This is a genomic window from Cupriavidus sp. 2TAF22 (assembly GCF_052115045.1).
Taxonomy (GTDB): Bacteria; Pseudomonadota; Gammaproteobacteria; order Burkholderiales; family Burkholderiaceae; genus Cupriavidus.
Genome location: NZ_JBFRFX010000023.1, coordinates 124,732 through 147,858 on the forward strand (window position 1 = coordinate 124,732; position 23,127 = coordinate 147,858).

Genomic DNA, 23,127 nt, shown 5'->3' on the forward strand with positions numbered 1-23,127 from the left:
GGCAGATGACAAGCGGATGTCTAGACCAATTGTGTTGTGCTGGCAATGCGTTCGTGGTGCTGTCGGCGGCCATGCGCAATCGGGCATTGGCCGCGCGGATCGTGCAGATTATGCCGTTTATGCAGGCCATGTGGCTGGCGCGGCCGTCAATCCTGGTCGGCCACCGTCAGCTGCACCCAGTCACCGGCGAAGCGCGCCACGCTGTAGTGCAGCGGCACGCCGTCGGCATCGACGTTGAGGGCCTCCACCTGCAGGATGGGCCGCGTCTTGGGCTGGCTGAGCTGGCGGGCCACCGGCGCCGACGGCATGGCCGCGGTGATGCGCGACCATTTCCGTGTGTAGTCGGCGACGCCGAAATGCGCGAGCGCCTTGGAGATCGACTGGCGTGCGCGCAATTGCGCTTCGAGTTCCGGGAAACGCGCGGCGTCGAAGTAGTGCTCGGCCACGTCGATGGTGCGGGCCTCGGCCTTGCCGAGCATCTGCACGCGCAGCACCGGGGCGTTGCGCGGCAACCCGAGGTGCCTGGCGATCTCGGGCGCGCGCAAGGTCTGCGACTCGATCACCTCGATATGGCCGCGCATGCCCTGGCTGGCCAGGTTCTGCGAAAAGCGCGTGCGCCGCCCGATGGCGTAGTCGATCGCGTGTTCCTGCACGAAGGTGCCGCGGCCTTGCTCGATGCGCACCAGGCCGTTCTGCTCCAGTTCGCCCATGGCGCGCCGGATGGTGTGGCGGTTGACGGCGAAACGGCTGGCCAGCTCCGGCTCGGGCGGCAGGCGCTCGCCCGGCTCATAGAGCTTGTTGCGGATGTCGAGGGCAAGGGCCTCGCCGATCTGGCGCCATACCGCAACTCCCGAACCCCGTTCGACTTCCTGTTCCACCATCTTGTCCTGCCCCTTCGTCATCCTGCGTTCATCATCGGCATGCTTCAATGGGATGCGATTGTGCCTCAACGGCGCCGTCCCGTGCATGGTACCGGGCGGGATGGGCGGCCGTCACGAAAGCTTCATCTGGCTGTGTTCTAGTTCGGCCCATGGATGGTATTCTACATCTAAACGTATAGACGTATAGGGGATGTACAGATGGATCGGACCGAGACCGGAAGCACCGCCCGCGCCGCAGGCGACACCAGCCCGGCCCATGCCGGGCACGCCGCGCGCGCCGCCTGGCTGCGCGAGCTGGCCCTGGCGGCGCCGGAGGCGCTCGAGCAGGCATTCGGACAGCTAGGCACGGTGCCCGCGCACCGCATGCTGCGCAAGCCCGAGAGCGGCATGGCCATGGCGCGCGCACGCGCCGGCGGCACCGGCGCCCAGTTCAACCTGGGCGAAGTCAGCGTCACGCGCTGTGCGGTGACGATGGAGTCGGACACCGGCGGCGTGGTCGGCGTGGGCTATGTACAGGGCCGCACGCACCGCCAGGCGGAACGGATCGCCGTGCTGGACGCGCTGCTGCAGTTGCCGGGCTGGCACGAGCGCGTGCAGGCGGCAGTCATTGCGCCGCTGGCGCAGGCTCGCGTGGCGCGCAGCGCGCACCAGGCGGCGGTGGCGGCACAGACCAAGGTGGAGTTCTTTACGATGGTGCGCGGAGAAGACTGAGATGCCAGGCCAAGCAAATGCCGCAGCTGCGGCAGGTTACGACAACGCGGCCGCAGGCCGCGCCGGCGCGGCGATGCTGCTGCCCGGCTTTGACGATGCCGTGCAATCGGCGCAGCGCATCTTCCGTGCCGCGCTGGATGCGATGTCGCGTCCCGGCACCGTGCGCGAACTGGCCGAGCCCTGCGGCGTGCCGCAGGGCTTGTCGCCGGCGCTGAGCGCGCTGCTGCTGACGCTGGCGGATGCCGATACGCCCGTGTGGCTGCCGCCCGGCACGCCCGATGCCGTGCGCGCCTTCCTGCGTTTTCATTGCGGCTGCCCGCTGGTGGACGACGCGGGGCAGGCTGCCTTCGTGGCGGTGCCGGCCGGCTGCGTGGCCCCGGCGCTGGCAGCCTGCGCGCAGGGCGATCCGGCCTACCCGGACCGCTCGGCCACGCTGCTGCTGGAAGTGGCATCGCTGTCGGACGGCCCGGCGGTGACGCTGCGCGGCCCCGGCATCGAGCATGAGGCCACGCTCGCCGCGCAAGGCCTGCCGGCGGACTTCTGGACCCAGTGGCACGCCAACCAGGCGCGTTTCCCGCTGGGCGTCGACGTGCTGCTGACCAGCGGCCACGCCCTGAGCGCGTTGCCACGCACCACCCAAGCGGAGCTCTGATATGTACGTAGCCGTCAAAGGTGGCGAACGCGCCATCCTCAATTCCTATCGCATGCTCGACGACTACCGCCGCGGCGACCGCGCCGTGCCGGAGCTGACGCTGGCGCAGGTGCGCGAGCAGATGCCGCTGGCGGTGTCGCGCGTGATGGCCGAGGGCTCGCTGTACGATCCGCACCTCGCCGCGCTGGCCATCAAGCAGGCCGCGGGCGACCTGATCGAAGCCGTGTTCCTGCTGCGCGCCTACCGCACCACGCTGCCGCGCTTCGGCTATAGCGCGCCACTCGATACCGGCGCCATGCGCCTGCAGCGCCGGATCTCGTCCACCTTCAAGGATGTGCCGGGCGGCCAGGTACTCGGGCCGACCTACGACTACACCCAGCGCCTGCTCGATTTCACGCTGGAGGCCGAGCGCGACCACGCGCCGCTGCCGCCCGCGCAGTCCACGCTGGACGCGCGCATGCCGCGCGTGACCGACCTGCTGCGCCAGGAAGCGCTGATCGAGCCGGAGACCGTGCCGGCCGGCGACCCCGCGCCGCCCGACCTGACGCGCGAGCCGCTGGAACTGCCCGCGGCGCGCCCCGCGCGGCTGCAGAACCTGGCGCGCGCCGATGAGGGCTTCCTGCTGTCGATGGGCTATTCCACCCAGCGTGGCTACGGCAACTCGCACCCGTTCGCGGCGGAGATCCGCTACGGCGATGTCGAGGTCGAGCTGTTCGTGGAGGAACTCGGCTTTGCCGTGACCATCGGCGAGATCGAGGTCACCGAATGCCAGATGGTCAGCCAGTTCGCCGGCAACGCGCAGGAGGGACCGAGTTTCACGCGCGGCTACGGCCTGGTGTTCGGCTACGGCGAGCGCAAGGCCATGTCGATGGCGCTGGCCGACCGCGCCATGCGCGCCGCCGAGCTGGGCGAGGCTGCCGACGCGCCCGCCAATGACATCGAGTTCATGCTTTACCACAGCGACAACGTGGAAGCTTCCGGCTTCACGCAGCATCTGAAGCTGCCGCACTACGTGGACTTCCAGACCAATCTCGAACTGCTGCGCCGGCTGCGCGCCGAGCGCGCGCAGGCGGCGCCGGCCCGGGCCGAAGCGGCGCAAGCCGCCGCGGCTCCCGCCGACGGCACGCAAGCGCAGGAGGCACTCGCATCATGACCAACGCCAGCACGAACACAACCACGAACACGAACACGAACACCAGCGCCACGGCCGACGCCGCCGTGCGCGACGAGCACTACAACTTCGGCTATCTCGACGAATCCACCAAGCGCATGCTGCGCCGCGCGCTGCTCAAGGCGGTGGCGATTCCCGGCTACCAGGTGCCGTTCGGCAGCCGCGAGATGCCGCTGCCCTATGGCTGGGGCACCGGCGGCATCCAGGTCACGGCTTCCATCATCGGCAGCGACGACGTGCTCAAGGTGATCGACCAGGGCTCGGACGACACCACCAACGCCATCAACATCCGCCGCTTCTTCGGCCGCGTCACGGGCGTGCGCGCCACCGAGCGCACCGCCGAGGCCACCATCGTGCAGACCCGCCACCGCATCCCCGAGACGCCGCTGGCGGCCGGGCAGATCATGGTGTTCCAGGTGCCGATCCCCGAGCCGCTGCGCTGGCTGGAGCCGAGCGAGACCGAGACGCGCACCATGCACGCGCTGGCCGAGTACGGCGCCATGCACGTCAAGCTGTACGAGGACATCGCGCGCCACGGCCGCATCGCCACCACCTACGACTACCCTGTGATGGTGAACCAGCGCTACATGATGCGCCCGTCGCCGATCCCCAAGTTCGACAACCCCAAGCTGGACAACAGCCCGGCGCTGATGCTGTTCGGCGCGGGGCGCGAGAAGCGCGTCTATGCCGTGCCGCCATACACCAGCGTCAAGAGCCTGGACTTCGACGACCATCCGTTCGCCGTGGAAACCTGGGACGGCTGCTGCGAGCTGTGCGGCTCGGCCCACAGTTATCTCGACGAGATCATCACCGACGACGCGGGCGGGCGCATGTTCGTCTGCTCCGACACTGAATACTGCGCCACGCGCCAGGAGCAGGGCATGAGCGGCCCGGCCGGCGTGGCCCCGAATAACACCAGCAGCATCACCAGCACCAGCAGCAAGGAGCCAGCATGAGCCGTACCGACCAGCCGCTGTTGTCCGTGCGCGGCCTGACCCGCACCTGGGACGGCGTGCACGGCTGCCACGACGTGAGCTTCGACCTGTTCCCGGGCGAAGTGCTGTGCGTGGTGGGCGAATCAGGCTCCGGCAAGAGCACGTTGCTGCAGGCGGTGTCCTGGCAGGCCGCGCCGGAGGCCGGCAGCGTCTGCTATGACACCCGCGAGCAGGGCCTGGTGGACCTGGCCACGCTGTCCGATGCCCGCCTGCGCCTGCTGGCGCGCACCGACTGGGGCTTCGTGCGCCAGAATGCGCGCGATGGCCTGCGCATGCGCGTGAGCGCCGGCGCCAATATCGCCGAGCGCCTGATGGCCGTGGGCGGGCGCCACTATGGGGAGCTGCGCGAGGTCGCCGGCACATGGATGGAGCGCATGGAACTGGACCTCGGCCGGATCGATGATGCGCCCACCAGTTTCTCCGGCGGCATGCAACAGCGGCTGCAGATCGCCCGCAACCTGGTCACGCATCCGCGCCTGGTATTCATGGACGAGCCCACGGCCTCCCTGGACGTTTCCGTGCAGGCGCGCCTGCTGGACCTGCTGCGCCGCCTGGTGGCCGATCTCGGCCTGGCCGCCATCATCGTCACCCACGACCTCGCCGTGGCGCGCCTGCTGGCGCACCGCACGCTGGTGATGCAGGGCGGGCGCGTGGTGGAAAGCGGCCTGACCGACCAGATCCTCGACGACCCGCACCACCCGTACACCCAGTTGCTGGTGTCCTCCATCCTGCAGGGCTGACCATGACGCAAGACTTCGACACCAATCGCGGCAATCCCGGCAATCCCGGCAATCCTGCCAACCCCGCCGACGCGCTGCGCATCCAGGTGCGCGGCCTGGGCAAGACCTTCGTCCTGCACAACCAGGGCGGCACGCGCCTGCCGGTGCTGCAGGCCATCGACTTCGACGCCGCCGCCGGCGAGTGCGTGGTGCTGGCCGGCAGCTCCGGCGCGGGCAAGAGCACGCTGCTGCGCTGCCTGTACGGCAATTACCTGGCCACCGAAGGCAGCATCCGCATCCGCGACGAAGCCGAGTGGGTGGAGCTGACCCGCGCGCCCGAGCAGCGCATCCTGCAGTTGCGGCGCGAGGTGATCGGCTATGTCAGCCAGTTCCTGCACGTGATCCCGCGCGTGAGCACGCTCGACGTGGTGGCCGAGCCGCTGCAGCAGCGCGGCGCCAGTTTCGAGGAGGCGCGCGAGCGCGCCGCCGTGCTGCTGGCGCGCCTGCAGGTGCCGGGCCGGCTGTGGGCGCTGCCCCCGGCCACGTTCTCGGGCGGCGAGCAGCAGCGCGTGAACATCGCGCGCGGGCTGATCGGCGGCCATCCGGTGCTGCTGCTGGACGAGCCCACGGCCTCGCTCGATGCCGACAACCGCGCGGTGGTGGTGGCGCTGATCCGCGAGGCACTGGCCGAGGGCCGCTGCCTGGTCGGCATCTTCCACGACGAAGCGGTGCGCGATGCCGTCGCCACGCGGCTGCTGCCACTGCATCCGGCACCGGCCGCGCACGCCCCGGCCGGCAAGCTGGCCGCCGTGCCGGCCTGAACCCGCCGTTCCATCCGTTCCTAACCGTCCCCGGAACCGACCATGCTTCCTGCCTACCTGACCCGCGCGCGCATCGTGCTGCCCGATGGCGTGCTCGCCGACAGCGCGCTGTTGATCGAGGATGGCCGCATCGCGGCCATCGAGCCCGCCGCCGCCGATGTGCCGCGTGCCGCCCAGGTGATCGACCTGTGCGGCCAGACCCTGATGCCGGGCCTGATCGACCTGCACTGCGACGCCATCGAGAAAGAAGCCGAGCCGCGCTCGCGCGTGATGTTCCCGCTCGACTTCGCCGTGGCCCAGGTCGACCGCCGCAATGCCGCCGCCGGCATCACCACGCCGTATCACGCGCTGTCCTTCGCCAGCACGCAGTTCGGCGTGCGCAACAACGAGACCGCCGCGCAGATCGTGCGCACCGTGGCCGCGTTCCGCGACCACAGCCTGGTGGACAACCGTATCCACTGCCGCTACGAAGTCACCGACGCAAGCGCGCTGCCGGTGCTGGAGCAACTGCTCGAAGCCGGCGTGGTGGACCTGGTCTCGGTGATGGACCACTCGCCCGGCCAGGGCCAGTTCAAGACGCTGGAAGCCTACGTGGCCTACATGATCGGCAACCACGACATGAGCCGCGAGGAAGCCGTCGCGGCGGCCGACAAGAAGGTGGCCGAGCAACAGGGCGCGCTCGAGCGCGTGGAGCGCCTGCTGGCGCTGGCCGCGCGCCTCGGCGTGCCCGCCGCCAGCCATGACGACGACTCGGTCCAGCGCATCGCCACCATGCAGGCGCTGGGCGTGCGCATGAGCGAGTTCCCGATCAACCTGGAGACCGCCCGCGCCGCCGTCGCGCAGGGCCTGCCGACCATCCTGGGCGCGCCCAATGTGCTGCGCGGCCAGAGCCAGAGCGGCTCGATGCGCGCCATCGATGCCATCCGCGCTGGCGTGGCCGACTGCCTGTGCTCGGACTACCAGCCGTCCACGCTGATCGCCGCTGCGTTTGCCGCCGAGCGCGAAGCGGGGCTGACGCCGTCGCAGGCGGCCGCGCTGGTCGGCGCCAATCCGGCGCGGGCCTGTGGCCTGACCGATCGCGGGCGGATCGAGCCGGGGCTGCGCGCGGATCTCGTGTCGGTGGCCATGGTGGCGGGGCAGCCACTGGTCTCGCACACGTGGTCGGCGGGCCGGCTGGTGTTCGCTGCCGCCTATCCGGCGCACGCCACGGCGCAGAGCGCCAATGGCGCCGCGCAACCGGCGGCGCGCCGCGAAGGGCGCGTAGCGGCATGATGGCCGGTGCCGGTGCCGCCTGGCGCGCAAGGCCGGCATCATGGGCATCGTGCTTGCCGCTGGCGTGGTGCGGGCGGAGGACACCGTCCGCGTGACGTTGCCGCCTCCGCCTTACCGGGGGCTGGAACGGGTCCGAGCGGTGCGGTGCTAGTGGTGCGAGGCGTGGCCGGCGGTGTGGCGGGGGGCGTGCCACTCGCCCGGGATATCGGGGACCACTTCGCATTCGCCGCGCACGATCAGCTCCACCGTGGCACAGACGCCGTTCACGCCGCGCGGGCCGACGCAGACCAGGCTGCGGGGATGATCCGTATGGTTGGGAATGGCGTACACGCGCATGCCTTCCTGATACAGAGGATGGGCGGGCAGTCTTGCGTTCAGTAGTTCAACGAAACGCAGCGGGCTCACAATCGGCTTTTCCATCGCGCTCTCCCATGGAGAGTGGGCTCGGTATCCGGCAGCGCCGGATGGCCCGAAAGTGCCTCGCTGGCGGGAAACGGGGCGCTTTCCGTCCAGTCTGGAGGCACAGAACAGGGTATGTGGCCCGGGAGCCGCGGCGGGGGCGGAATGCGGCTCGATAGCCGCTTGGCGCGTAACACAATGCCAGGGGCCACGCGGTAAGGTTAGGCGATCTGGCGGCAGGATCAAGGATTGTGGCTGTTCGAAGCGGGAGAGGGGTGCGTGCGGCACTCCGGATGCGGGTGCCGGTCTCTTTCGGGTCGCCCTTGCGCCGCCCTGAGGTATATTTGCGGCCATACGAGCATCCGTGCCGCGGCATGCCGCCACCGGAGCGCCTTACCGACATTCCATCCGCATGAACGCCACCCCGAGCCTTGCCCCCGACGAAGCCGCGTCGATCGCAGTATCCGTCGCCGCCCTGCGCACGCACTATGATGCCGCGGTCCTTCCCCTGTGGCGCGGTCCCGGCTGGAATGCGGACATGGCCTTGCCATACGAGGCATTGGGCGGCGCGGACCGGCAGCCCTTGCCGGTGAGCCGCTACCGCGCGATGGCCTGCGCACGCCAGCTTTACGTGTTCTCGCAAGATGCGAGCGCCGCCGGGGCTGCCCATGCCGGGCAGCTGTTCTCGTCGCTGCGCCGCTGCTTTGCCGATGGCGCGCACGGCGGCGTCGTCTACAGCATCGATGCGCAGGGGCGTGTGCTCGATGGCACCAAGGACCTGTACACGCACGCCTTCGTGGTGTTCGCCTGCGCGGCCTACGCCGAGCGCACGGGCAGCGCCGAGGCGCGCGCCTTGCTGGAGGAGACCACCGAGCTGGTCGAGGCGCGCTTCGCCACCGGGCACGGGCTTTATCACGCTGCGCTGACGCAGGATTTGAGCCCGGCCGGCACACCGCTGCAGAACCCGATCATGCATCTCACGGAAGCCTACCTGGCGGCCCACGCGCTGACCGGCGACAGCTTCTACGCCACGCGCCTGCAGGCAATTGCCGCGGCCGTGCTGGCCGCGTTCGTCGACCCGGCCACCGGCTGCATCGCCGAGCTGCCGTTGCCGGCGCAGATCGCCGGGGCGGCCGCGCCTGGGGACAATCGCGTGGAGCCGGGCCACCAGTTCGAGTGGTTCTCGCTGCTGGCATCGGCGCCGGACTTGTTCGGCGGCTCCGCGCTAGAGCATGCAATGGCGCGGGCGTTCGGATTCGCCCTGCAGCATGGCGTGGACAAGCAAACCATGGGCGTGGCCGCCGCGCTCGGCCTGGATGGCTCGCCGCGCGAGGCGACCCAGCGGATCTGGGCACAGACCGAGTTCGCGCGGGCGCTGGCGGTGCGCGGCGATGCCACGGCGCTGGCGCTCCTGCGCGCATGGCTCCAGGCCTTCCCGGCGCGTTTCCTGCATGCGGGCGGCTGGCACGAATGCCTGTCGCCGGCAGGCGCCGTGGAACGCGCCGAGATGCCTTCGACCACGCCATACCACCTTGCCACCGCCTACCAGGCGCTGGCCGAAGCCTGCGGGTGGTAGGGGTCATAGCCCATGGTCGACTCGGTATAGGGCGTATGCCAGTGGCCCATGAAGACCAGGCCGTATGGCCCTGCCAGTCCTACCCGCGAATTGCGCCCGGCGATACCGCCCTGGCCGTTGTCGACCGACAGGTTGCTCTCGATCTGCCAGACCGCCTTGAAATCGCCGCCGAGGGGCTCTTCGCCACGCAGTCCGAACACCGAGCGGTAGTTGGTCATGCGGGCGGTGCTGCCAGTGCGGTGCCGTCGGTGGCGGTGCTGGCGCGCGCGTATTCGAGGGCCGTGTTCAGGCGGCCATAGACGGTGACCGTACTCTGGGCAAACGCTGCCGGGCAGGCCAGCCCGAGCAGGACAAGGAGGCTGGCGTGCCGCAGTCTTGCCGCAATGTCGCGCACGGGAGTTTCCATGGCGGGGGCTAGGCGCGCACGAGCCTGGCCTGCCATGGCTGGCAGCACAGCGTTGCCAGCAAGGCCACCGGCAGCAGCACGCACCAGAAGCTGACGGCGGTGAAGGCCAGCGCGCCCAGCACGGCGCCGGCGGCAAAGCCGGCGAGGGCGGGGACCATCTTGCGCAGGCGGGCCAGGATGGCTTTCTTCTGCTCTGGCGTCGCCGCGGCCAGGTCCACCATGTCGATCACGATCTGCGTGGTGTTGCCGGTCATGATGGTGGTCGGGCCCAGGTCGGCGAGCGCGGTGCGCGACAGTGCGTTCTGTATGCCCATCGCGGTCACGGCAAGCAGCCCCGCCACCGTGCCCAGCGCCGCATCCGCGCCGGCGTGGGGGGCCTCCAGCCCGGCGCCCATGAACAGCAGCAGGAAGGCGCATTCGAGCGCAATCAGCACGGTGACCACCGGCTGCTGACGGCCCTGCAGCCAGCGTTCCAGCAAGCGCGTGGCGCCGACCGCGACCACGAAGGTGGGCAGCGCGAGCAGCTTGGTCATCAGCCCGTTCGAATGGCCTGTCAGTTCCACGCCGATCATGATGAAATTGCCGGTCACGTGCGCGGTGAACAGCCCGAACAGGGCGGTAAAGCCCACCACGTCGACATAGCCCGCCACGAACGAAAGCAGGCAGCCACGCGTGCCTGCGGCGAGGTCCCCGAACCGGGGTGTTGCGCCGGCGCTCATCCTATTTCTCCTGCCCGGCCGCGGGCTGGTTCTCGGCCAGCGTCTTGGGCGGGGTGCCCGTGATCTTGGGCACGCACTCCGAACTGAACCATGCCACCGTGACCGGCTCGCCGGCGATCATGCGCTTGATGGGTGGCACGACCTGTTCGCCGATCAGCATGCCGAGCAGGCCGATCAGGGCCACCACCGGCGGCGCGGGCGAGCGGACCTGCAGCAGCGCGTAGATGATGCCGACGAGGATGCCGACGGCGAGGGAGACGAGATAGAGCTTCATCGATGGCTCCAGGGTAGTAGGAAGAAAAGCAGCGGCCTTACCGCGGCACGGGCCTGCCGTGGCGGATGTCTTCCCAGGCCACCAGCAGGAAGCCGCCGGCCAGGCCGATATGCTCGAAGAAGGCGTTGGCCATCATCAACTGCTCGCTGGGCGGCGCATCCCAGAAGCGGTTCGCGAGGAAGCTCGCCATCAGCGTGAAGCCGGCCAGTGCGAGGGCACCGAGCCAGCGCAAACGGCCGCTGAGGATCAGCACCGACGCGCCCAGCTCCAGCGCGATGGTGGCGGCGGCCAGCGGTGCCGCCGGCGCCAGGCCGAAGTGCTGCATCTCGGCGATGGCGCCGGCGAAGTCGGCCAGCTTGACCAGGCCGCCCTGCAGGTAGGCCGCGCACAGCGCCAGCAGCGCGAGCCAGCGTACCCAGGGCGGGGCAAGTCGCGCGCGCGCGCCGGCGGGGCGCTGCCCGGGCATGGAGGTGGTCTTGGTCATGGCTGGCCTCCGCGATCCGGCAACACGTCAGGTCCCTGCATCAGAATGCCCAGCACGAGCAACCCAGCGCGCCCCAGAACGCGCTTTCGTCCGTGGCTGGCACGCCGGAAGTCCAGGCCCTGGCGTGCGCGTGGCCGTGCACGCCACAGGTGCTGGCGCAGGCGCAGGCGGTGTTCAGCGCCTGCTGGCGTGCCGCCGGGCGGGGCTGGTAGCGGCTGCCGTGGCGCGCCGGCGACCAGTCCGGCATCGCGGGCGGCAGCGCCGGCGCGAGCTTGCCGAAGTCGCCGTCGCCGTACACCACCTTGCCGCCGAGCAGCGTCAGCACCGAGGTAATGTCCTGGATCTCGTCGCCGGGCACGGCGAAGTAGTCCGCGGACAGGACCGCCAGGTCGGCAAGCTGGCCCGCCTTGATCTCGCCCTTCTTGCCTTGCTCGGACGAAAACCAGGTGTTGGCCTCGGTCCACAGCCGCAGCGCGGTGTCGCGGTCGAGCAGGTTGGCCTGCGGGTACAGGGACATGCCGCCCACGGTCTTGCCGGTGGTCAGCCAGTACAGGGAGACCCACGGGTTGTACGAGGCCACGCGCGTGGCGTCGGTGCCGGCGCCCACCTTGACGCCGCGCTCGAGCATGCGCTTGATCGGCGGCGTGGCTTCGGCCGCGCGCGCGCCATAGCGCTCCACGAAATACTCGCCCTGGTAGGCCATGCGGTGCTGCACGGCAATGCCGCCGCCGAGCGCGGCGATGCGGTCGATATTGCGGTCGGTGATGGTCTCGGCATGATCGAAGAACCAGTGCAGGCCATCGAAGGGCACGTCCCGGGCGACCTTTTCGTAGACGTCGAGCGCGCGCGAGATGGTTTCGTCATAGGTGGCATGCAAGCGCCACGGCCAGCGGTTCTCGGCCAGCAGGCGGATCACCGGTTCGAGATCAGCTTCCATCGAGGGCGGCATGTCGGGCCGCTCGACGCGGAAGTCCTCGAAATCGGCCGCCGTGTAGACCAGCATCTCGCCGGCGCCGTTGTGGCGGTACAGGTCGTCGCCCTGGCCCGGCCTGACCTGCCTGGACCAGGTGCTGAAATCGCTCAGTTCTTCCTTGGGCTTCTGCGTGAACAGGTTGTAGGCCAGGCGCACCGTCAGCTGCCCGTCCTTGTGCAGTTCCTCGATGATGCTGTAGTCCTCGGGGTAGTTCTGGTAGCCGCCACCGGCATCGATCACGCCGGTCACGCCAAGCCGGTTGACCTCGCGCATGAAGTGGCGCGTGGAGTTTTTCTGGTACTCGGGCGGCAGCTTCGGGCCCTTGGCCAGCGTGGCGTAGAGGATCGTCGCGTTGGGCTTGGCCAGCAGCAGTCCGGTCGGGTTGCCGGCGCTGTCGTGGACGATCTCGCCGCCCGGCGGGTTGGGGGTGTCCCTGGTGTAGCCCACGGTGCGCAGCGCGGCGCCGTTGAGGATGGCGCGGTCGTACAGGTGCAGGATGAAGACCGGCGTGTCCGGCGCGGCCGCGTTGAGTTCTTCGATGGTGGGCAGGCGCTTCTCGGCGAACTGGTGCTCGGTGAAGCCGCCCACCACGCGCACCCATTGCGGCGCGGGCGTGCGCGCGACCTGCTCCTTGAGCATGCGCATGGCGTCGGCCAGCGAGCGCACGCCGTCCCAGCGCAGCTCCATGTTGTAGTTCAGGCCGCCGCGGATGATGTGCATGTGGCTGTCGATCAGCCCGGGGATGGCGCGGCGGCCCTGCAGGTCGACCACCTGCGTGGCGGGCCCGGCCAGCTGCATGATCTCCTGCTTGCTGCCGACCGCGGCGAACCTGCCGTCGCGGATGGCGACGGCTTCGGCCTGCGGGTTGGCGCGGTCGAGCGTGGCGAACTTGCCGTTGATGAGGATCAGTTCCGGGGTGGCCGGTGCGTTCATGGCAAAACTCCTGCGGGATGGCGCCGCGCGTGGCAGCGCAACGACGGCGCAACGACGGCGGTGCAAAGGCAACCTGGCGCGGGTGCGGCGAGGCCCGCTGGCCGTTGTGGCCGCGCGGGCGCTCTCACGCTGGCTTCTACTTCGCGGGCACGGGGGCCAGTACTTCGTGCTTGCCGGCCGCGCGTTGCGCTGCCTTGTGGACCATCGTGTAGGCGTAGTCGACGCCCATGCCGTAGGCGCCCGAGTGTTCCTTCACCAGTGCCATGACAGCGTCATAGGTGTCGCGGCGCGCCCAGTCGCGCTGCCATTCGAGCAGCACCTGCTGCCATGTCATGGGTACCACGCCGGCCTGGATCATGCGCTGCATGGCGTAGTCGTGCGCTTCCTTGGAAGTCCCGCCCGAGGCATCGGCCACCATGTAGATTTCATAGTCGCCCTCGGCCATCGCGCACAGGGCAAAGGTGTTGTTGCAGACTTCCGTCCAGAGGCCGGCCACGACCACCTTCTTGCGTGCGTTGGCCTTGAGCGCATCGCGCACCTTCTGGTCGTCCCAGGAGTTCATCGAGGTGCGCTCGAGCAGCTTCTGCCCGGGGAAGACATCGAGCAGTTCCGGATAGGTATAGCCGGAGAACGATGCCGACTCGACCGTGGTGATGGTGGTGGGGATATTGAAGATCTTGGCGGCCTTGGCGAGGCCGACCACGTTGTTCTTCAAGGCCTGGCGGTCCATGGACTGCACGCCGAAGGCCATCTGGGGCTGATGGTCGATGATGATCAGCTGGCTGTTCTGCGGGGTCAGGACTTCAAGCTTCGGATTGGTCATGGCGATTTCCGGTTAGGCTGCATGGCTGGGCGGGTTCTGGCAGGCACGGACGACGACATCGAGGTCAATCACGGGGGCGATATCGGCGTGCGGCATAAATATGCTTGACATGACGGCAAGCATTTCATTCTCCACAGGGCGGCGTGGCGAATCTGGCGGCAACGATGCCTCAACGAATCTAGTGCAAGTCGCGCGAATTTTCAAAAAAGAAAAAAGGAAGGTGAAAATATTCGATGCCCTGCCGAAGCCATTGCGAGGAATTGCCATGTATGCAAGGGCAAGGAAATAACGAGACCGATATTATCGGATTGCGCCGGTCTCGTCTTGTAGGATAGGACGGAAAATTAGCGAAAAGTACGCCCGCTCCATGTTGATGAATCAAGCACTGCGCCGCCGCGCCAGGACGGCAAACGGCCGCTGGCCTTCGCTCTGCGGATGCCGAGCGCCATCGCCGCCGGCGCTCGTGCCGGCAGCCCGTGCAATCCGATTGCGGCCTTGCGGGTGCCGCGAATGATCATGAATGAACTATAAGTCGTTCCGGTTGCGCCATTTTGCCGGGGGAACACCGACAACCCCGCTGAATACCCGCGTGAAATGGCTTTGATCGGAAAATCCATAGCGCACCGCGATTTCCGCGATGGATATTCCCTGGCGCAGCAGTATCTTGGCTTGATCGATGCGATATTCCAATAGCCAGCGATAGGGCGTAATTCCCGTATTCTGCTTGAATGCCTTGATGAAATAACTGCGCGACAGATTGCAATGCGCGGCCACCATCTCGATCGATACGTCTTCGCCCATGTGGGCGACCAGATATTCCTTGGCCAGCGCTTCCTGGCGGCGCGACAGCGCCGCTGTCTTCAGCAGATGCACCGAGGCGCTGCCGTAGTGGGCGATCAGATGCGCAAGCACGGCACCCGTCAACTGATCCAGGAAGAGCTGCGAGGCCTGTCCTGGCGCCTCCAGCGATGGCAGGAACGCGCGCGCGAGCGACTCGATCACGGCATCGTGCTCGCCCGCGGGGTTGCGCAGGGACAGCGATGCGCGCGCGCCGTGTTCGCGTGCAAAGGCCTGCAGTTCGTCGCAGCTGAACTGGATCCTCACATTGTCGAAAGACGCGCGATGGTGGCATCGCCAGCCTTGCCGCAGATCCGTGATGGCCAGCGCGCCAGCGGCATGGCCGCCGGCAAATACCTGCCTGCCGTCGCGCCACAGCGTATGCGCGGCGAACGGGCGCAGTTGCACGATGGCGGAAAACGCATCCTGAGACGCAATGGCGGGAGCCGGCGGCAGGCCGCCGGGCAGGTCGCAGCGCATGCGCATGATGCTCGCATGCGCCGTGCCGAGCCGGTCGATGACCGGCACCGCAGACGATGGCGGCGGTGAGGCTGGCCGTGCTGCGCTTTGCGTCATATGTCTGGAATGTCTTCGGCGAGCGAACTCGGGCGGGCGACGGTGACGAGGCCCGGAAGACGCCAGTGTGCTATTGCAGTGCGGCAAGCGCAATGGGGTGCGGAGGATTGCCTGGCGCCGTGCCGCCGCCGGCACGCGCCGGATTCCCGCGCTAGCCGGCCACGGGACTGAGCAGCCGGTCGAACTCGTTGCGCACGATGCGGTAGGACTCGCCGGAGAAACCCTCCAGGCCGGCACGGTCGATCACCGTGATCTGGCCGCGGCTGTGACGGATCATGCGTAGCGCCTCGAGTCGTCCCACGGCTTCGGTCACACCTTCGCGGCGCACGCCGAGCATGTCCGCGATGGTCTGCTGGGTAAAGTTGAGCGCGTTGCAGGGCGAGCGGTCCAGGGCCAGCAGGAGCCAGCGGCACAATTGCGTGGTCAGCGAGTGATGCCGGATGCAGACGGCGGTTTGCGCTACCTGCGTCAGCAGCACCTGCATATACAGCAGCGCCTTGCCCTGCAGTGCCGGCAGTTGCGGGTAGATCTCGCGCAGGTCGGCCGCGCCTATGCGCAGCGCACCGCCGCCGCGGCGTACCTCGATGCGGTTGGGCATGGTTTCGGCGCCGGTGAGGGCCGGCAGGCCGACCAGGCCTTCGCGGCCAACCGAGGCCAGTTCCACGCTGGCGCCGCTTTCCTGCAGCGACATCATCGAGATGACGGCCGTGCACGGAAAATACAGGTGCAGGATGCGCTGTCCGGAATCGCTGAGCAACTGCCCTTCGCTCAGTCTTACCCTGTCGAGGCGCGGCACCAGCAGCCGCCGCTCGGGCGCAGGCAGCGCCGCCAGCAAATGATTGCCGGCCAGGTCCAGTTCTCTATCGATTTCCGTTTCGGTCATGCATTTCTCCCCAAGGCGAATGGTCTGCGTGCCGTGTGTCCGGCTATCCCGGTTCTGTGCGCGATGCAGGCAGGGCTCGATCCCTTGATGTATTAAGGACGGAAAGTGCGCTTCCCGACAGTGGCCGGAGGTTTGAGATCGCCCCGGGATTCGGGCGGATAGGGCGGGTTCATGTCTTCGACCGGATTCATCCTTTCGGCGGGGGGCGGATCAGGCGCACGGCGTGCGCCAAAGCGGTGCGTCGGCTGGCATGCCTTCGCGCAGGCGGGACGACGAAAAAAAGCTGTAAGGTCGGCCAATGACGGGCGACGAATGGGCTCATTCCCCCCAAGTTGGAGACAGCCATGCACCCGAATCTCACCAAGTCGCTCTTCGCCGCTGCCGTACTTGCCGCCGCCGCATTCGCCGCGGGCAGCGCCCAGGCAGCCGGAAACCCGGGTGTCTCCGGGGGGTCCGGGGCCGCCGGCACGCCCCAGGTTCAGGCGCAGCGCCAGGCCGGCGCGCGCGACATGTTCAGCGATGGCGCGCGTAGTGGCAGGCTCGATGCGTTCACCGATGGCGCCCGCATCGCCGGCCTGGACCGCAGCGGTCCGTCCGCCGATCCGGCGCGCCGCATCGACCCGTTCAGCGATGGCGCGCGCATGGCCGATCCCTATACCGATGGCGCCCGTATCGCCGGCCTGGACCGCAGCGGGGTTTCCGCCGAGCCGGGCCGCGCTATCGATGCCTTTGCCGACGGCGCCCGCACGCGCGGTGCGGATCCTTTCTCCGAGCGCGTGCAGAGGCTGGCCGGGATGGACACGCGTGGCGTGTCGGCGCCGCCGGCCCGCGCGCTCGACCCGTACCTGGACGGCGCCCGCGCCTGAGGCAGGGGGGATACAGCGGATACAGCGGATACAGCAGCCACGGTGAATGCGCGCGCGCGGCGCTTATTCGTCCAGCCAGGAACCGCGCAGATCGCTCTTTTGCAGCAGTTGCAGCAGCGTCTCGGCAGGGCGGCTCAGGCGCCCAGCGCGCAGCGAGATGAACTCCACCTCCGGCAGCGCGGGCAGGGCCTCGCTGTTGACCAGCGGTACCAGGCCGCGGCCGGAGAGGTATTGCGCGCGGACGGTGATGCCGAGGCCGCCGCGCGCCGCGGCGATGCACCCCGAGTGACTGCTGCTGGTGCAGACGATCTGCCAGCGCATGCCCGCCTTGGCCAGCGTGTCGAGCACGATGGCGCGGGTGACACTGGGCTCGGGCACGAGGATCAGCGGCAGGGGCTGTCTCAGGTCGGCCACCGTGCCCGGTCGCGCCAGCCACTCCAGCTTGCCGCGGAACAGCGGGGTGCCGCGGCGGTCGCCTTCGCGGCGCTTGCCGATCATCAGGTCCAGCGCCCCGGCATCCATCAGCTCGTAGAGCTTGCCGGTCATGCCGATGGTGATTTCGAGTTCCACGTCCGGATGCGAATTGCGAAACGCAGCCAGCACATTGGGCATGGGGCCGAGCACCAGGTCGTCGGAAGTGCCCAGCCGCACGCGCCCCTGCAGGCGCGGCGCGTTGAACTGGGATTCGGCGCGTGCGATGGCCTCCAGGATCAGCCGGGCGTGTGCGAGCAGCGCCTCGCCGTCGGCGGTCATGGTCAGGGTATGGGTGTCGCGCACAAAGAGCCGGCGCCCCACGTGCTGCTCCAGGCGTCGGATATGGTCGCTGACGCTGGACTGCGACAGGCCGAGCTGGCGCCCCGCGTCGGTGAAGCTGTGCGCGGCCGCCACGGTGGCGAAGGTCTTGACCCAGACAGGATTGAGCATGCGCGCATTGTCATCGGATTCTCCGATCACAGTCAATATGTCCAGCGGGGTTCCCGATTGGCACCATAGTCATTAACATCGACAGCATTCGTGGCACCGCCGCTTTGCACGGGTCCCTGCCGGGTGATCCGTCCGGATGCCACGCCGGCCCAGGCCGGTTCTTGCCGTGAGATGTACCAGAATGAACAATCAATCCTCGCAGAAATCGCATACGGCCATGCTGTGGATCGTCGCCGCGGGCTTTTTCATGCAGACGCTCGATACCACCATCGTCAACACCGCGCTGCCCGCGATGGCGCGCAGCCTCAACGAATCGCCCCTCGACATGAGGCCGGTGGTGGTGGCCTACACGCTGACCATGGCCATGCTGACGCCGGCCTCGGGCTGGCTGGCGGACCGCTTCGGCACGCGCCGCGTGTATTTCGCGGCGATCCTGATCTTCGTGCTGGGCTCGCTGTTCTGTGCCGGCGCGCAAAGCCTGGACCAGCTGGTGATCGCCCGCGTGGTCCAGGGCATCGGCGGCTCGATGCTGCTGCCGATCGGACGCCTGGCGGTATTGCGCAGCGTGTCCGGCGAGCAGTACATCGCGGCGCTGGCCTTCGTCTCGGTCGCGGGGCAGGTGGGGCCGATCTTCGGCCCGGTGCTGGGCGGCTGGATCGTGCAGACCGTGGCATGGCACTGGATCTTCCTGATCAACGTACCGGTGGGCGCGATCGGCCTGCTGGCCGTGCTGCGCTATCTGCCCGACAACGCGCTTGAGCGCCCGCCCGCGTTCGACTTCATCGGCTGCGGCTTGCTGTCGTTGTGCATGGTGGCGTTCTCGCTGGCGCTGGACGCGCCGCACGAAGCCAGCCACGCCGCCTGGAGCGGCAGCCTGTTCGCGCTCAGCCTGCTGTCGGCGCTGCTCTATATCCCATATGCCCGGCGCAGGCGCGATCCGCTGTTCCGGCTCGCGCTGTTCCGCGAGCCCAATTTCAGCGTGGGCCTGGCGGGCAACCTGGTATGCCGCATCGGCTCGGGGGCGGTGCCGTTCCTGATGCCGCTGCTGCTGCAACTGCAGCTCGGCTACTCGCCGCTGCATTCGGGCATGATGCTGTTGCCGGCCGCGCTGGCCGGCGTGGTGGCCAAGCGCGCGATCGTCCCGCTGGTCAAGCGCTACGGTTACGACAACTTCCTGCTCATCAACACCATCCTGGTGGGCGGCTCGATTGCCTCGTTCGCAGCGATCTCGCCAGGCTGGCCGCTGGTCTTTTCGATCGCGCAGCTGGCCCTGTTCGGCGCCACCAACTCCATGCAGTTCGCCGCCATGAACAGCGTCACGCTCAAGGGCTTGAGCGTGGAAGACGCGGGCAGCGGCAACAGTCTGTTCTCGATGGTGCAGATGCTGGCCATCGGCCTTGGCGTGACCATCGGCGGCGGTCTCGTGAGCCTGTTCTCCGCGCAGCTGGGCATGTCCGGCACGGCCTACCGGCTGGCGTTCTTCAGCGTTGGCATGATCACGCTGATGTCCGCGCTGGTATTCCGCAGGCTCGACGTGGAGCAGTTCGACAAGGGCCGCCGGACGGCCGGCGTGGCCAGCCGCTGAGCCGGCGGCTCAGTCGGTGACGCCGTTGTCGTGGAGCAGGCGTGCGCATTCGTCGAGCATGTCGTGGGCGAAGGCGGACTGGTAGTTGGGATCGAGCGCTTCCATCATCTCGTGCGCTGCGTACAGGCCGGCCTCGCGCGACAGCGTGGCGGCAAGCTGGCGCGCGAATTCGTCGCTCAGCTGGGACAGCAGGCGGCGCTCGGCCAGCGCGAGCTGCAGCTTGGAGCGCGACAGCCACAGCCCGGCCAGGGTCGCGCCCTGGGCATCGGTCATCCACTGGCGGTGTTCGTAGAAGGCCGACAAGCGTTCGGCGGCGAGGGCGAACAGCAGCGCCTTGCGCGTATCGAAGTCGATCCTGGGGAGCGGCGCGGCGCCGGGCGGCGTGGTTTTCATCGGGCAGGCAAAAAATGCAATGGGCGCGAGACTACCACGTTGTGGGTTCGCCCCCGGACTTCGGGGCCGGGCGCAAGACCGGCGCACCGGGCCGATGCGCCAGGCGGATGCGCCAGGCGGATGGGTCAGGCGGATGCGGCAGCGAAACGTGCCTTGAGCCAGGCGCCGATCGCCACGATTTCTTCCATGCAGACCGAATGCGGCATGCGGTAGGTGTGCCATTCCACCTGGCAGCCGAGTTGCTGCGCCGTGTCGCGCGCCAGCATGCCGAGCTGCACGGGTACCACGTCGTCCTCGCTGCCATGCGCGGCGAACACCGGCGCGGCGCGGTTGGCCTCGCTCAGTTCCGCGGCCAGCAGTGCCGGCGAGGGGATATAGGTGGACAGCGCGATGATGCCGCCCAGCGGCTCGGGATGCGTGAGCCCCGTGGTGTAGGCGATGGCGCCGCCTTGCGAGAAGCCCGCCAGCACCACGCGATGGCTGGGCACGCCGCGCTGGTTCTCGCGCGCGATCAGCGCGCGGATGGCCGTGCGCGAGACGCGGATGCCGGCCTCGTCGCAGTGGCTGCGCGCGTCGTCGAGCGAGGCGATGTCGTACCACGCGGGCATGACATAGCCGCCGTTGCAGGTGACGGGAATGGCCGGCGCGTTGGGAAAGACGAAGCGCACGGCAGGGGCGGCCGCGAGGCCAAGTTCCGGCACTACCGGCACGAAATCGTTGCCGTCGGCACCCAGGCCGTGCATCCAGATCACGGACCACGTTGGCGCCGGGGCGCTTTCGATTTCAATGCAGGGCAGCAGTTCGCTCATGTCGCTCATGGGGGGATTCCTGTCGGGGCCGTGCCGGCATGCGCGCGCGCCGGCGATGGCGCGGGCTTGCCGCGCGAGGCGGACAGTATCTCATGGCGGCACGCGACACAGCCGCGCGCCGGACGGCGCGCGCCTGTACCACGGCAAGACACGGCGCGCCTTGCGTGTCAGGCGGCGGAGGGCACCGCGGGTATGGTGACGAGACCCGGCGCGCTGCGCGGGCCTTGCGCGTGCTCCGCGCTGGGGGGAGCACGCCGCTTGTCCACCACGTTTTCGACGCCGGTGGCGGACACATCTTCGAGGAACGCGACGAGGTCGCGGTAGTAGTCGACCTGCATCTGCGCTTCCAGCAGTCGACGCTCGGCCTGGAACAACGTTAGCCGCATTTGCTGCAATTCCCTTGCTGCGATTTTCTCCGGGGTGGGCGGACTAAACATATCTGCAAGTGAACGCATGGCATACCTCCCAAAAAACGGCCTCGAATTGAAGCGCCTGCCATTGCTTCCAATATAGTCAAGAAATGCGCACTTTAGGTTTTGTCGCATGCCGTCCACACGGTCGATTGCGGACGACTTGCGGCTGGGGTAGATTTGTTGGCCGGCGATGGGCTCACCGGCGCGGCCCCGGCCGCTGCGGCCTACATCGCCAGCGTGCCCGGCTCCGGCTGCTCCAGCTTTGCAAGGTAGGCGTGGATCTGCGCCACCACGGCCGCGCCTTCGCCCACCGCGGCGGCCACGCGCTTGGTGGAGTTAGAGCGTACATCACCGATCGCGAACACTCCCGGCACGCTGGTCTCCAGCGCCGAGGCAGGGCCCATCCCTTCATGCGGCGTGTCGGTGCCGGTCAGGACGAATCCCTTCCCGTCCACGCGCACATTGCACGTGCGCAGCCATGCCGTGTTCGGATCGGCGCCGGTGAACAGGAACAGGTTGCGGATCGGCACTTCGGTGATGCGGTCCGAATCGCGCTTGCGGTAGCTGACGCTGGCCAGGTGCTCCTCTCCGGCCAGGGCCGTAATCTCGGTGCCCGTATGCAGCTCGATATTGGGCTGGGCCGCGATGCGCTCGATCAGGTAGCGCGACATGCTGGCCTCCAGGCCTTGCCCGCGGATCAGGATATGCACCCACTTTGCATGCGCGGCGAGGAAGACCGCTGCCTGCCCGGCGGAATTGCCGCCACCGACCAGCATCACCTCTTCGCCACTGCACAGGCGTGCTTCCACCGGCGAGGCCCAATAGTAGACGCCGCGGCCTTCGAAGCGTTCGAGCGATGCGATGGGCGGGTGGCGATAGGCCGCGCCGCTGGCGATGACCACCGTGCGCGTCGGGATCTTGCGTCCGTCGCACAGTTCGATGCGCTGCGGATGTTCTCCGCAATGCAGCGCCGCTACCTGTAGCGGGATCGCAACGTGCGCACCGAATTTCTGCGCCTGCACGAACGCGCGTCCGGCCAGCGCCTGTCCGGAAATGCCGGTGGGAAAGCCGAGATAGTTCTCGATGCGCGAACTGGCGCCGGCCTGGCCGCCCGGGAAGAGGGCGTCGAACACCGCCACGGACAGCCCTTCCGATGCGGCATACACCGCGGTCGCCAGCCCGGCTGGGCCGGCGCCGACGACGATCACGTCGTAGATATGGTCTGGATCGAATTCGGGCAGCAGTCCGAGGCAGCTGGCAAGCTGGCCGGTATCCGGAGCGCGCAGCACCCGGCCGCCCGGACAGATCACCAGCGGAAAGTCGCCGGGCACGGCGGCGCTGAATTCGAGCAGGGCGCTGGCATCGGGATCGGTATCGGCGTCGACCACCGTATGTGGATAGCCGTTGCGGCGCAGGAAGGCTTGCAGGTGCAGGACCTTCGGCTCGCTGCCGCGGCCCAGCAGGGTCAGGCCCTTGCCGCGTTCGATCAGGCCCACGCGCCGCAGGATCAGCGCACGCATGATGCGCTCGCCCAGCTCGGCCTCGGCCACCAGCAGGGCACGCAGCCGCTCGGGAGGAATCGCGATGGCTTCGACATCATCGATCGCCTCGGCGTCGACCAGCGCGGGTTCGCCGGCCAGCTGCCCGACCTCCGCGAGGAAATGGCCGGCACCGTGTTCGCCGATCAGGGAGGTGCGCTCCAGCGCGTCGCGCTGGGACACGCGCACGCACCCGCACAGCAGCACCAGCATGCCGTGGCCCGCGTCGCCCTGGCGGAACAGGAATTCGCCGGCACGCCATTTCCGCACCGTGCCGAAACGATGGAGCCGCGCGATCTCGGCTGCGGCCAGTTGCGGATACATCTGGTGGCGGCGCGTTTCCAGCGGAGAGAACGCCGCGGGCGCGGTTTCCGCTTCGGCGGGAGGATCAGACGGGGACATCAGCTGCGGCCCGCTCGCGGCGATATTGCCGCCGGCATTCTCTGCGCTCATCTTTGGCTCCCCGAGTGCACCGCGCCGAAAGGCAGGTGCGG

24 protein-coding genes and 1 pseudogene are annotated in these 23,127 nt (G+C 68.5%); 10 read left to right on the top strand and 15 right to left on the bottom strand.

The features are described from left to right. Positions 1–146: 146 nt before the first annotated feature. Positions 147–881 carry a phosphonate metabolism transcriptional regulator PhnF gene (gene phnF, locus AB4Z48_RS25625; protein ID WP_441619278.1) on the bottom strand — a complete coding sequence of 245 codons (735 nt, stop codon included), beginning with the start codon at positions 879–881 and terminating at the stop codon, positions 147–149. A gap of 198 nt (positions 882–1,079) precedes the next feature. On the opposite strand from phnF, the gene phnG reads away from it, so the two are divergent. The 7 genes from phnG to AB4Z48_RS25660 all read left to right on the top strand — a co-directional run bounded on the left by phnG (position 1,080) and on the right by AB4Z48_RS25660 (position 7,222). Then, positions 1,080–1,592, top strand: a complete 513-nt coding sequence (gene phnG, locus AB4Z48_RS25630) for a phosphonate C-P lyase system protein PhnG (RefSeq protein ID WP_441619147.1) — start codon at positions 1,080–1,082, stop codon at positions 1,590–1,592. A gap of 73 nt (positions 1,593–1,665) precedes the next feature. Next, on the top strand, positions 1,666–2,244 hold the full coding sequence (gene phnH, locus AB4Z48_RS25635; protein ID WP_441619280.1) for a phosphonate C-P lyase system protein PhnH: 579 nt from the start codon (positions 1,666–1,668) through the stop codon (positions 2,242–2,244). 1 nt (position 2,245) lies between these two features. After that, on the top strand, positions 2,246–3,397 hold the full coding sequence (locus tag AB4Z48_RS25640; protein ID WP_441619149.1) for a carbon-phosphorus lyase complex subunit PhnI: 1,152 nt from the start codon (positions 2,246–2,248) through the stop codon (positions 3,395–3,397). Beyond that, the gene (locus AB4Z48_RS25645; RefSeq protein ID WP_441619150.1) at positions 3,394–4,371 is read left to right on the top strand and encodes an alpha-D-ribose 1-methylphosphonate 5-phosphate C-P-lyase PhnJ; all 978 of its coding nucleotides are present in this window, start codon (positions 3,394–3,396) and stop codon (positions 4,369–4,371) included. The genes AB4Z48_RS25640 and AB4Z48_RS25645 overlap by 4 nt, the downstream gene beginning before the upstream one ends. Beyond that, positions 4,368–5,150: a phosphonate C-P lyase system protein PhnK gene (gene phnK / locus AB4Z48_RS25650; RefSeq protein ID WP_441619152.1), complete on the top strand. Its 783-nt coding sequence runs from the start codon at positions 4,368–4,370 to the stop codon at positions 5,148–5,150. Before AB4Z48_RS25645 ends, phnK begins: the two co-directional genes overlap by 4 nt. Positions 5,151–5,152: 2 nt before the next feature. Continuing rightward, positions 5,153–5,950, top strand: coding sequence for a phosphonate C-P lyase system protein PhnL (gene phnL / locus AB4Z48_RS25655; protein ID WP_441619154.1), 798 nt, complete (start codon positions 5,153–5,155; stop codon positions 5,948–5,950). A 42-nt stretch (positions 5,951–5,992) separates the two neighbouring features. Beyond that, positions 5,993–7,222: an alpha-D-ribose 1-methylphosphonate 5-triphosphate diphosphatase gene (locus AB4Z48_RS25660; protein WP_441619156.1), complete on the top strand. Its 1,230-nt coding sequence runs from the start codon at positions 5,993–5,995 to the stop codon at positions 7,220–7,222. Between the two features lie 147 nt (positions 7,223–7,369). Here the strand turns inward: AB4Z48_RS25660 and AB4Z48_RS25665 are convergent, their stop codons facing one another. After that, positions 7,370–7,642, bottom strand: coding sequence for a hypothetical protein (locus AB4Z48_RS25665; protein ID WP_441619158.1), 273 nt, complete (start codon positions 7,640–7,642; stop codon positions 7,370–7,372). 391 nt (positions 7,643–8,033) lie between these two features. Between AB4Z48_RS25665 and AB4Z48_RS25670 the strand changes: the two genes are divergently transcribed. Then, positions 8,034–9,197 carry an AGE family epimerase/isomerase gene (locus AB4Z48_RS25670; protein WP_441619160.1) on the top strand — a complete coding sequence of 388 codons (1,164 nt, stop codon included), beginning with the start codon at positions 8,034–8,036 and terminating at the stop codon, positions 9,195–9,197. On the opposite strand, the pseudogene AB4Z48_RS25675 reads toward AB4Z48_RS25670, so the two are convergent. The 8 genes and pseudogenes from AB4Z48_RS25675 to AB4Z48_RS25710 all read right to left on the bottom strand — a co-directional run. Continuing rightward, a pseudogene (locus AB4Z48_RS25675) lies at positions 9,188–9,603 on the bottom strand (porin); the annotation flags it as partial. The gene AB4Z48_RS25670 and the pseudogene AB4Z48_RS25675 overlap by 10 nt on opposite strands. Before the next feature lie 8 nt (positions 9,604–9,611). Next, a complete protein-coding gene (locus tag AB4Z48_RS25680) occupies positions 9,612–10,322 on the bottom strand; it encodes a YoaK family protein (RefSeq protein WP_441619162.1) in 711 nt (236 codons plus the stop codon). Position 10,323: 1 nt separating this feature from the next. Then, a complete protein-coding gene (locus AB4Z48_RS25685) occupies positions 10,324–10,596 on the bottom strand; it encodes a XapX domain-containing protein (RefSeq protein WP_441619164.1) in 273 nt (90 codons plus the stop codon). Between the two features lie 37 nt (positions 10,597–10,633). Next, positions 10,634–11,080 carry a DoxX family protein gene (locus AB4Z48_RS25690; protein WP_441619165.1) on the bottom strand — a complete coding sequence of 149 codons (447 nt, stop codon included), beginning with the start codon at positions 11,078–11,080 and terminating at the stop codon, positions 10,634–10,636. Between the two features lie 40 nt (positions 11,081–11,120). Next, the gene (locus AB4Z48_RS25695; RefSeq protein ID WP_441619167.1) at positions 11,121–12,986 is read right to left on the bottom strand and encodes an amidohydrolase; all 1,866 of its coding nucleotides are present in this window, start codon (positions 12,984–12,986) and stop codon (positions 11,121–11,123) included. 136 nt (positions 12,987–13,122) lie between these two features. Beyond that, on the bottom strand, positions 13,123–13,809 hold the full coding sequence (locus tag AB4Z48_RS25700) for a hydrolase (protein WP_441619169.1): 687 nt from the start codon (positions 13,807–13,809) through the stop codon (positions 13,123–13,125). Between the two features lie 525 nt (positions 13,810–14,334). Beyond that, positions 14,335–15,357, bottom strand: coding sequence for a helix-turn-helix transcriptional regulator (locus AB4Z48_RS25705; RefSeq protein WP_441619171.1), 1,023 nt, complete (start codon positions 15,355–15,357; stop codon positions 14,335–14,337). 16 nt (positions 15,358–15,373) lie between these two features. Further along, complete coding sequence (locus tag AB4Z48_RS25710) at positions 15,374–16,105, bottom strand: Crp/Fnr family transcriptional regulator (protein ID WP_441619173.1); 732 nt, start codon at positions 16,103–16,105, stop codon at positions 15,374–15,376. Positions 16,106–16,449: 344 nt separating this feature from the next. On the opposite strand from AB4Z48_RS25710, the gene AB4Z48_RS25715 reads away from it, so the two are divergent. Beyond that, the gene (locus AB4Z48_RS25715; protein ID WP_441619174.1) at positions 16,450–16,971 is read left to right on the top strand and encodes a copper resistance protein CopQ; all 522 of its coding nucleotides are present in this window, start codon (positions 16,450–16,452) and stop codon (positions 16,969–16,971) included. Between the two features lie 63 nt (positions 16,972–17,034). Here AB4Z48_RS25715 and AB4Z48_RS25720 read toward each other — a convergent pair whose 3' ends face one another. Further along, positions 17,035–17,895 carry a LysR family transcriptional regulator gene (locus tag AB4Z48_RS25720; protein WP_441619176.1) on the bottom strand — a complete coding sequence of 287 codons (861 nt, stop codon included), beginning with the start codon at positions 17,893–17,895 and terminating at the stop codon, positions 17,035–17,037. A gap of 181 nt (positions 17,896–18,076) precedes the next feature. Here AB4Z48_RS25720 and mdtD point away from each other — a divergent pair, with 181 nt between their 5' ends. Beyond that, positions 18,077–19,480, top strand: coding sequence for a multidrug transporter subunit MdtD (mdtD, locus tag AB4Z48_RS25725; protein WP_441619178.1), 1,404 nt, complete (start codon positions 18,077–18,079; stop codon positions 19,478–19,480). Positions 19,481–19,489: 9 nt separating this feature from the next. Here mdtD and AB4Z48_RS25730 read toward each other — a convergent pair whose 3' ends face one another. The 4 genes from AB4Z48_RS25730 to AB4Z48_RS25745 form a co-directional block, all read right to left on the bottom strand. Then, the gene (locus AB4Z48_RS25730) at positions 19,490–19,873 is read right to left on the bottom strand and encodes a hypothetical protein (RefSeq protein WP_441619180.1); all 384 of its coding nucleotides are present in this window, start codon (positions 19,871–19,873) and stop codon (positions 19,490–19,492) included. 125 nt (positions 19,874–19,998) lie between these two features. Beyond that, a complete protein-coding gene (locus AB4Z48_RS25735; RefSeq protein WP_441619282.1) occupies positions 19,999–20,682 on the bottom strand; it encodes an alpha/beta hydrolase in 684 nt (227 codons plus the stop codon). A gap of 167 nt (positions 20,683–20,849) precedes the next feature. After that, complete coding sequence (locus AB4Z48_RS25740) at positions 20,850–21,137, bottom strand: hypothetical protein (protein ID WP_441619182.1); 288 nt, start codon at positions 21,135–21,137, stop codon at positions 20,850–20,852. 182 nt (positions 21,138–21,319) lie between these two features. Then, the gene (locus tag AB4Z48_RS25745; RefSeq protein ID WP_441619184.1) at positions 21,320–23,086 is read right to left on the bottom strand and encodes an FAD-dependent oxidoreductase; all 1,767 of its coding nucleotides are present in this window, start codon (positions 23,084–23,086) and stop codon (positions 21,320–21,322) included. Positions 23,087–23,127 lie beyond the last annotated feature (41 nt).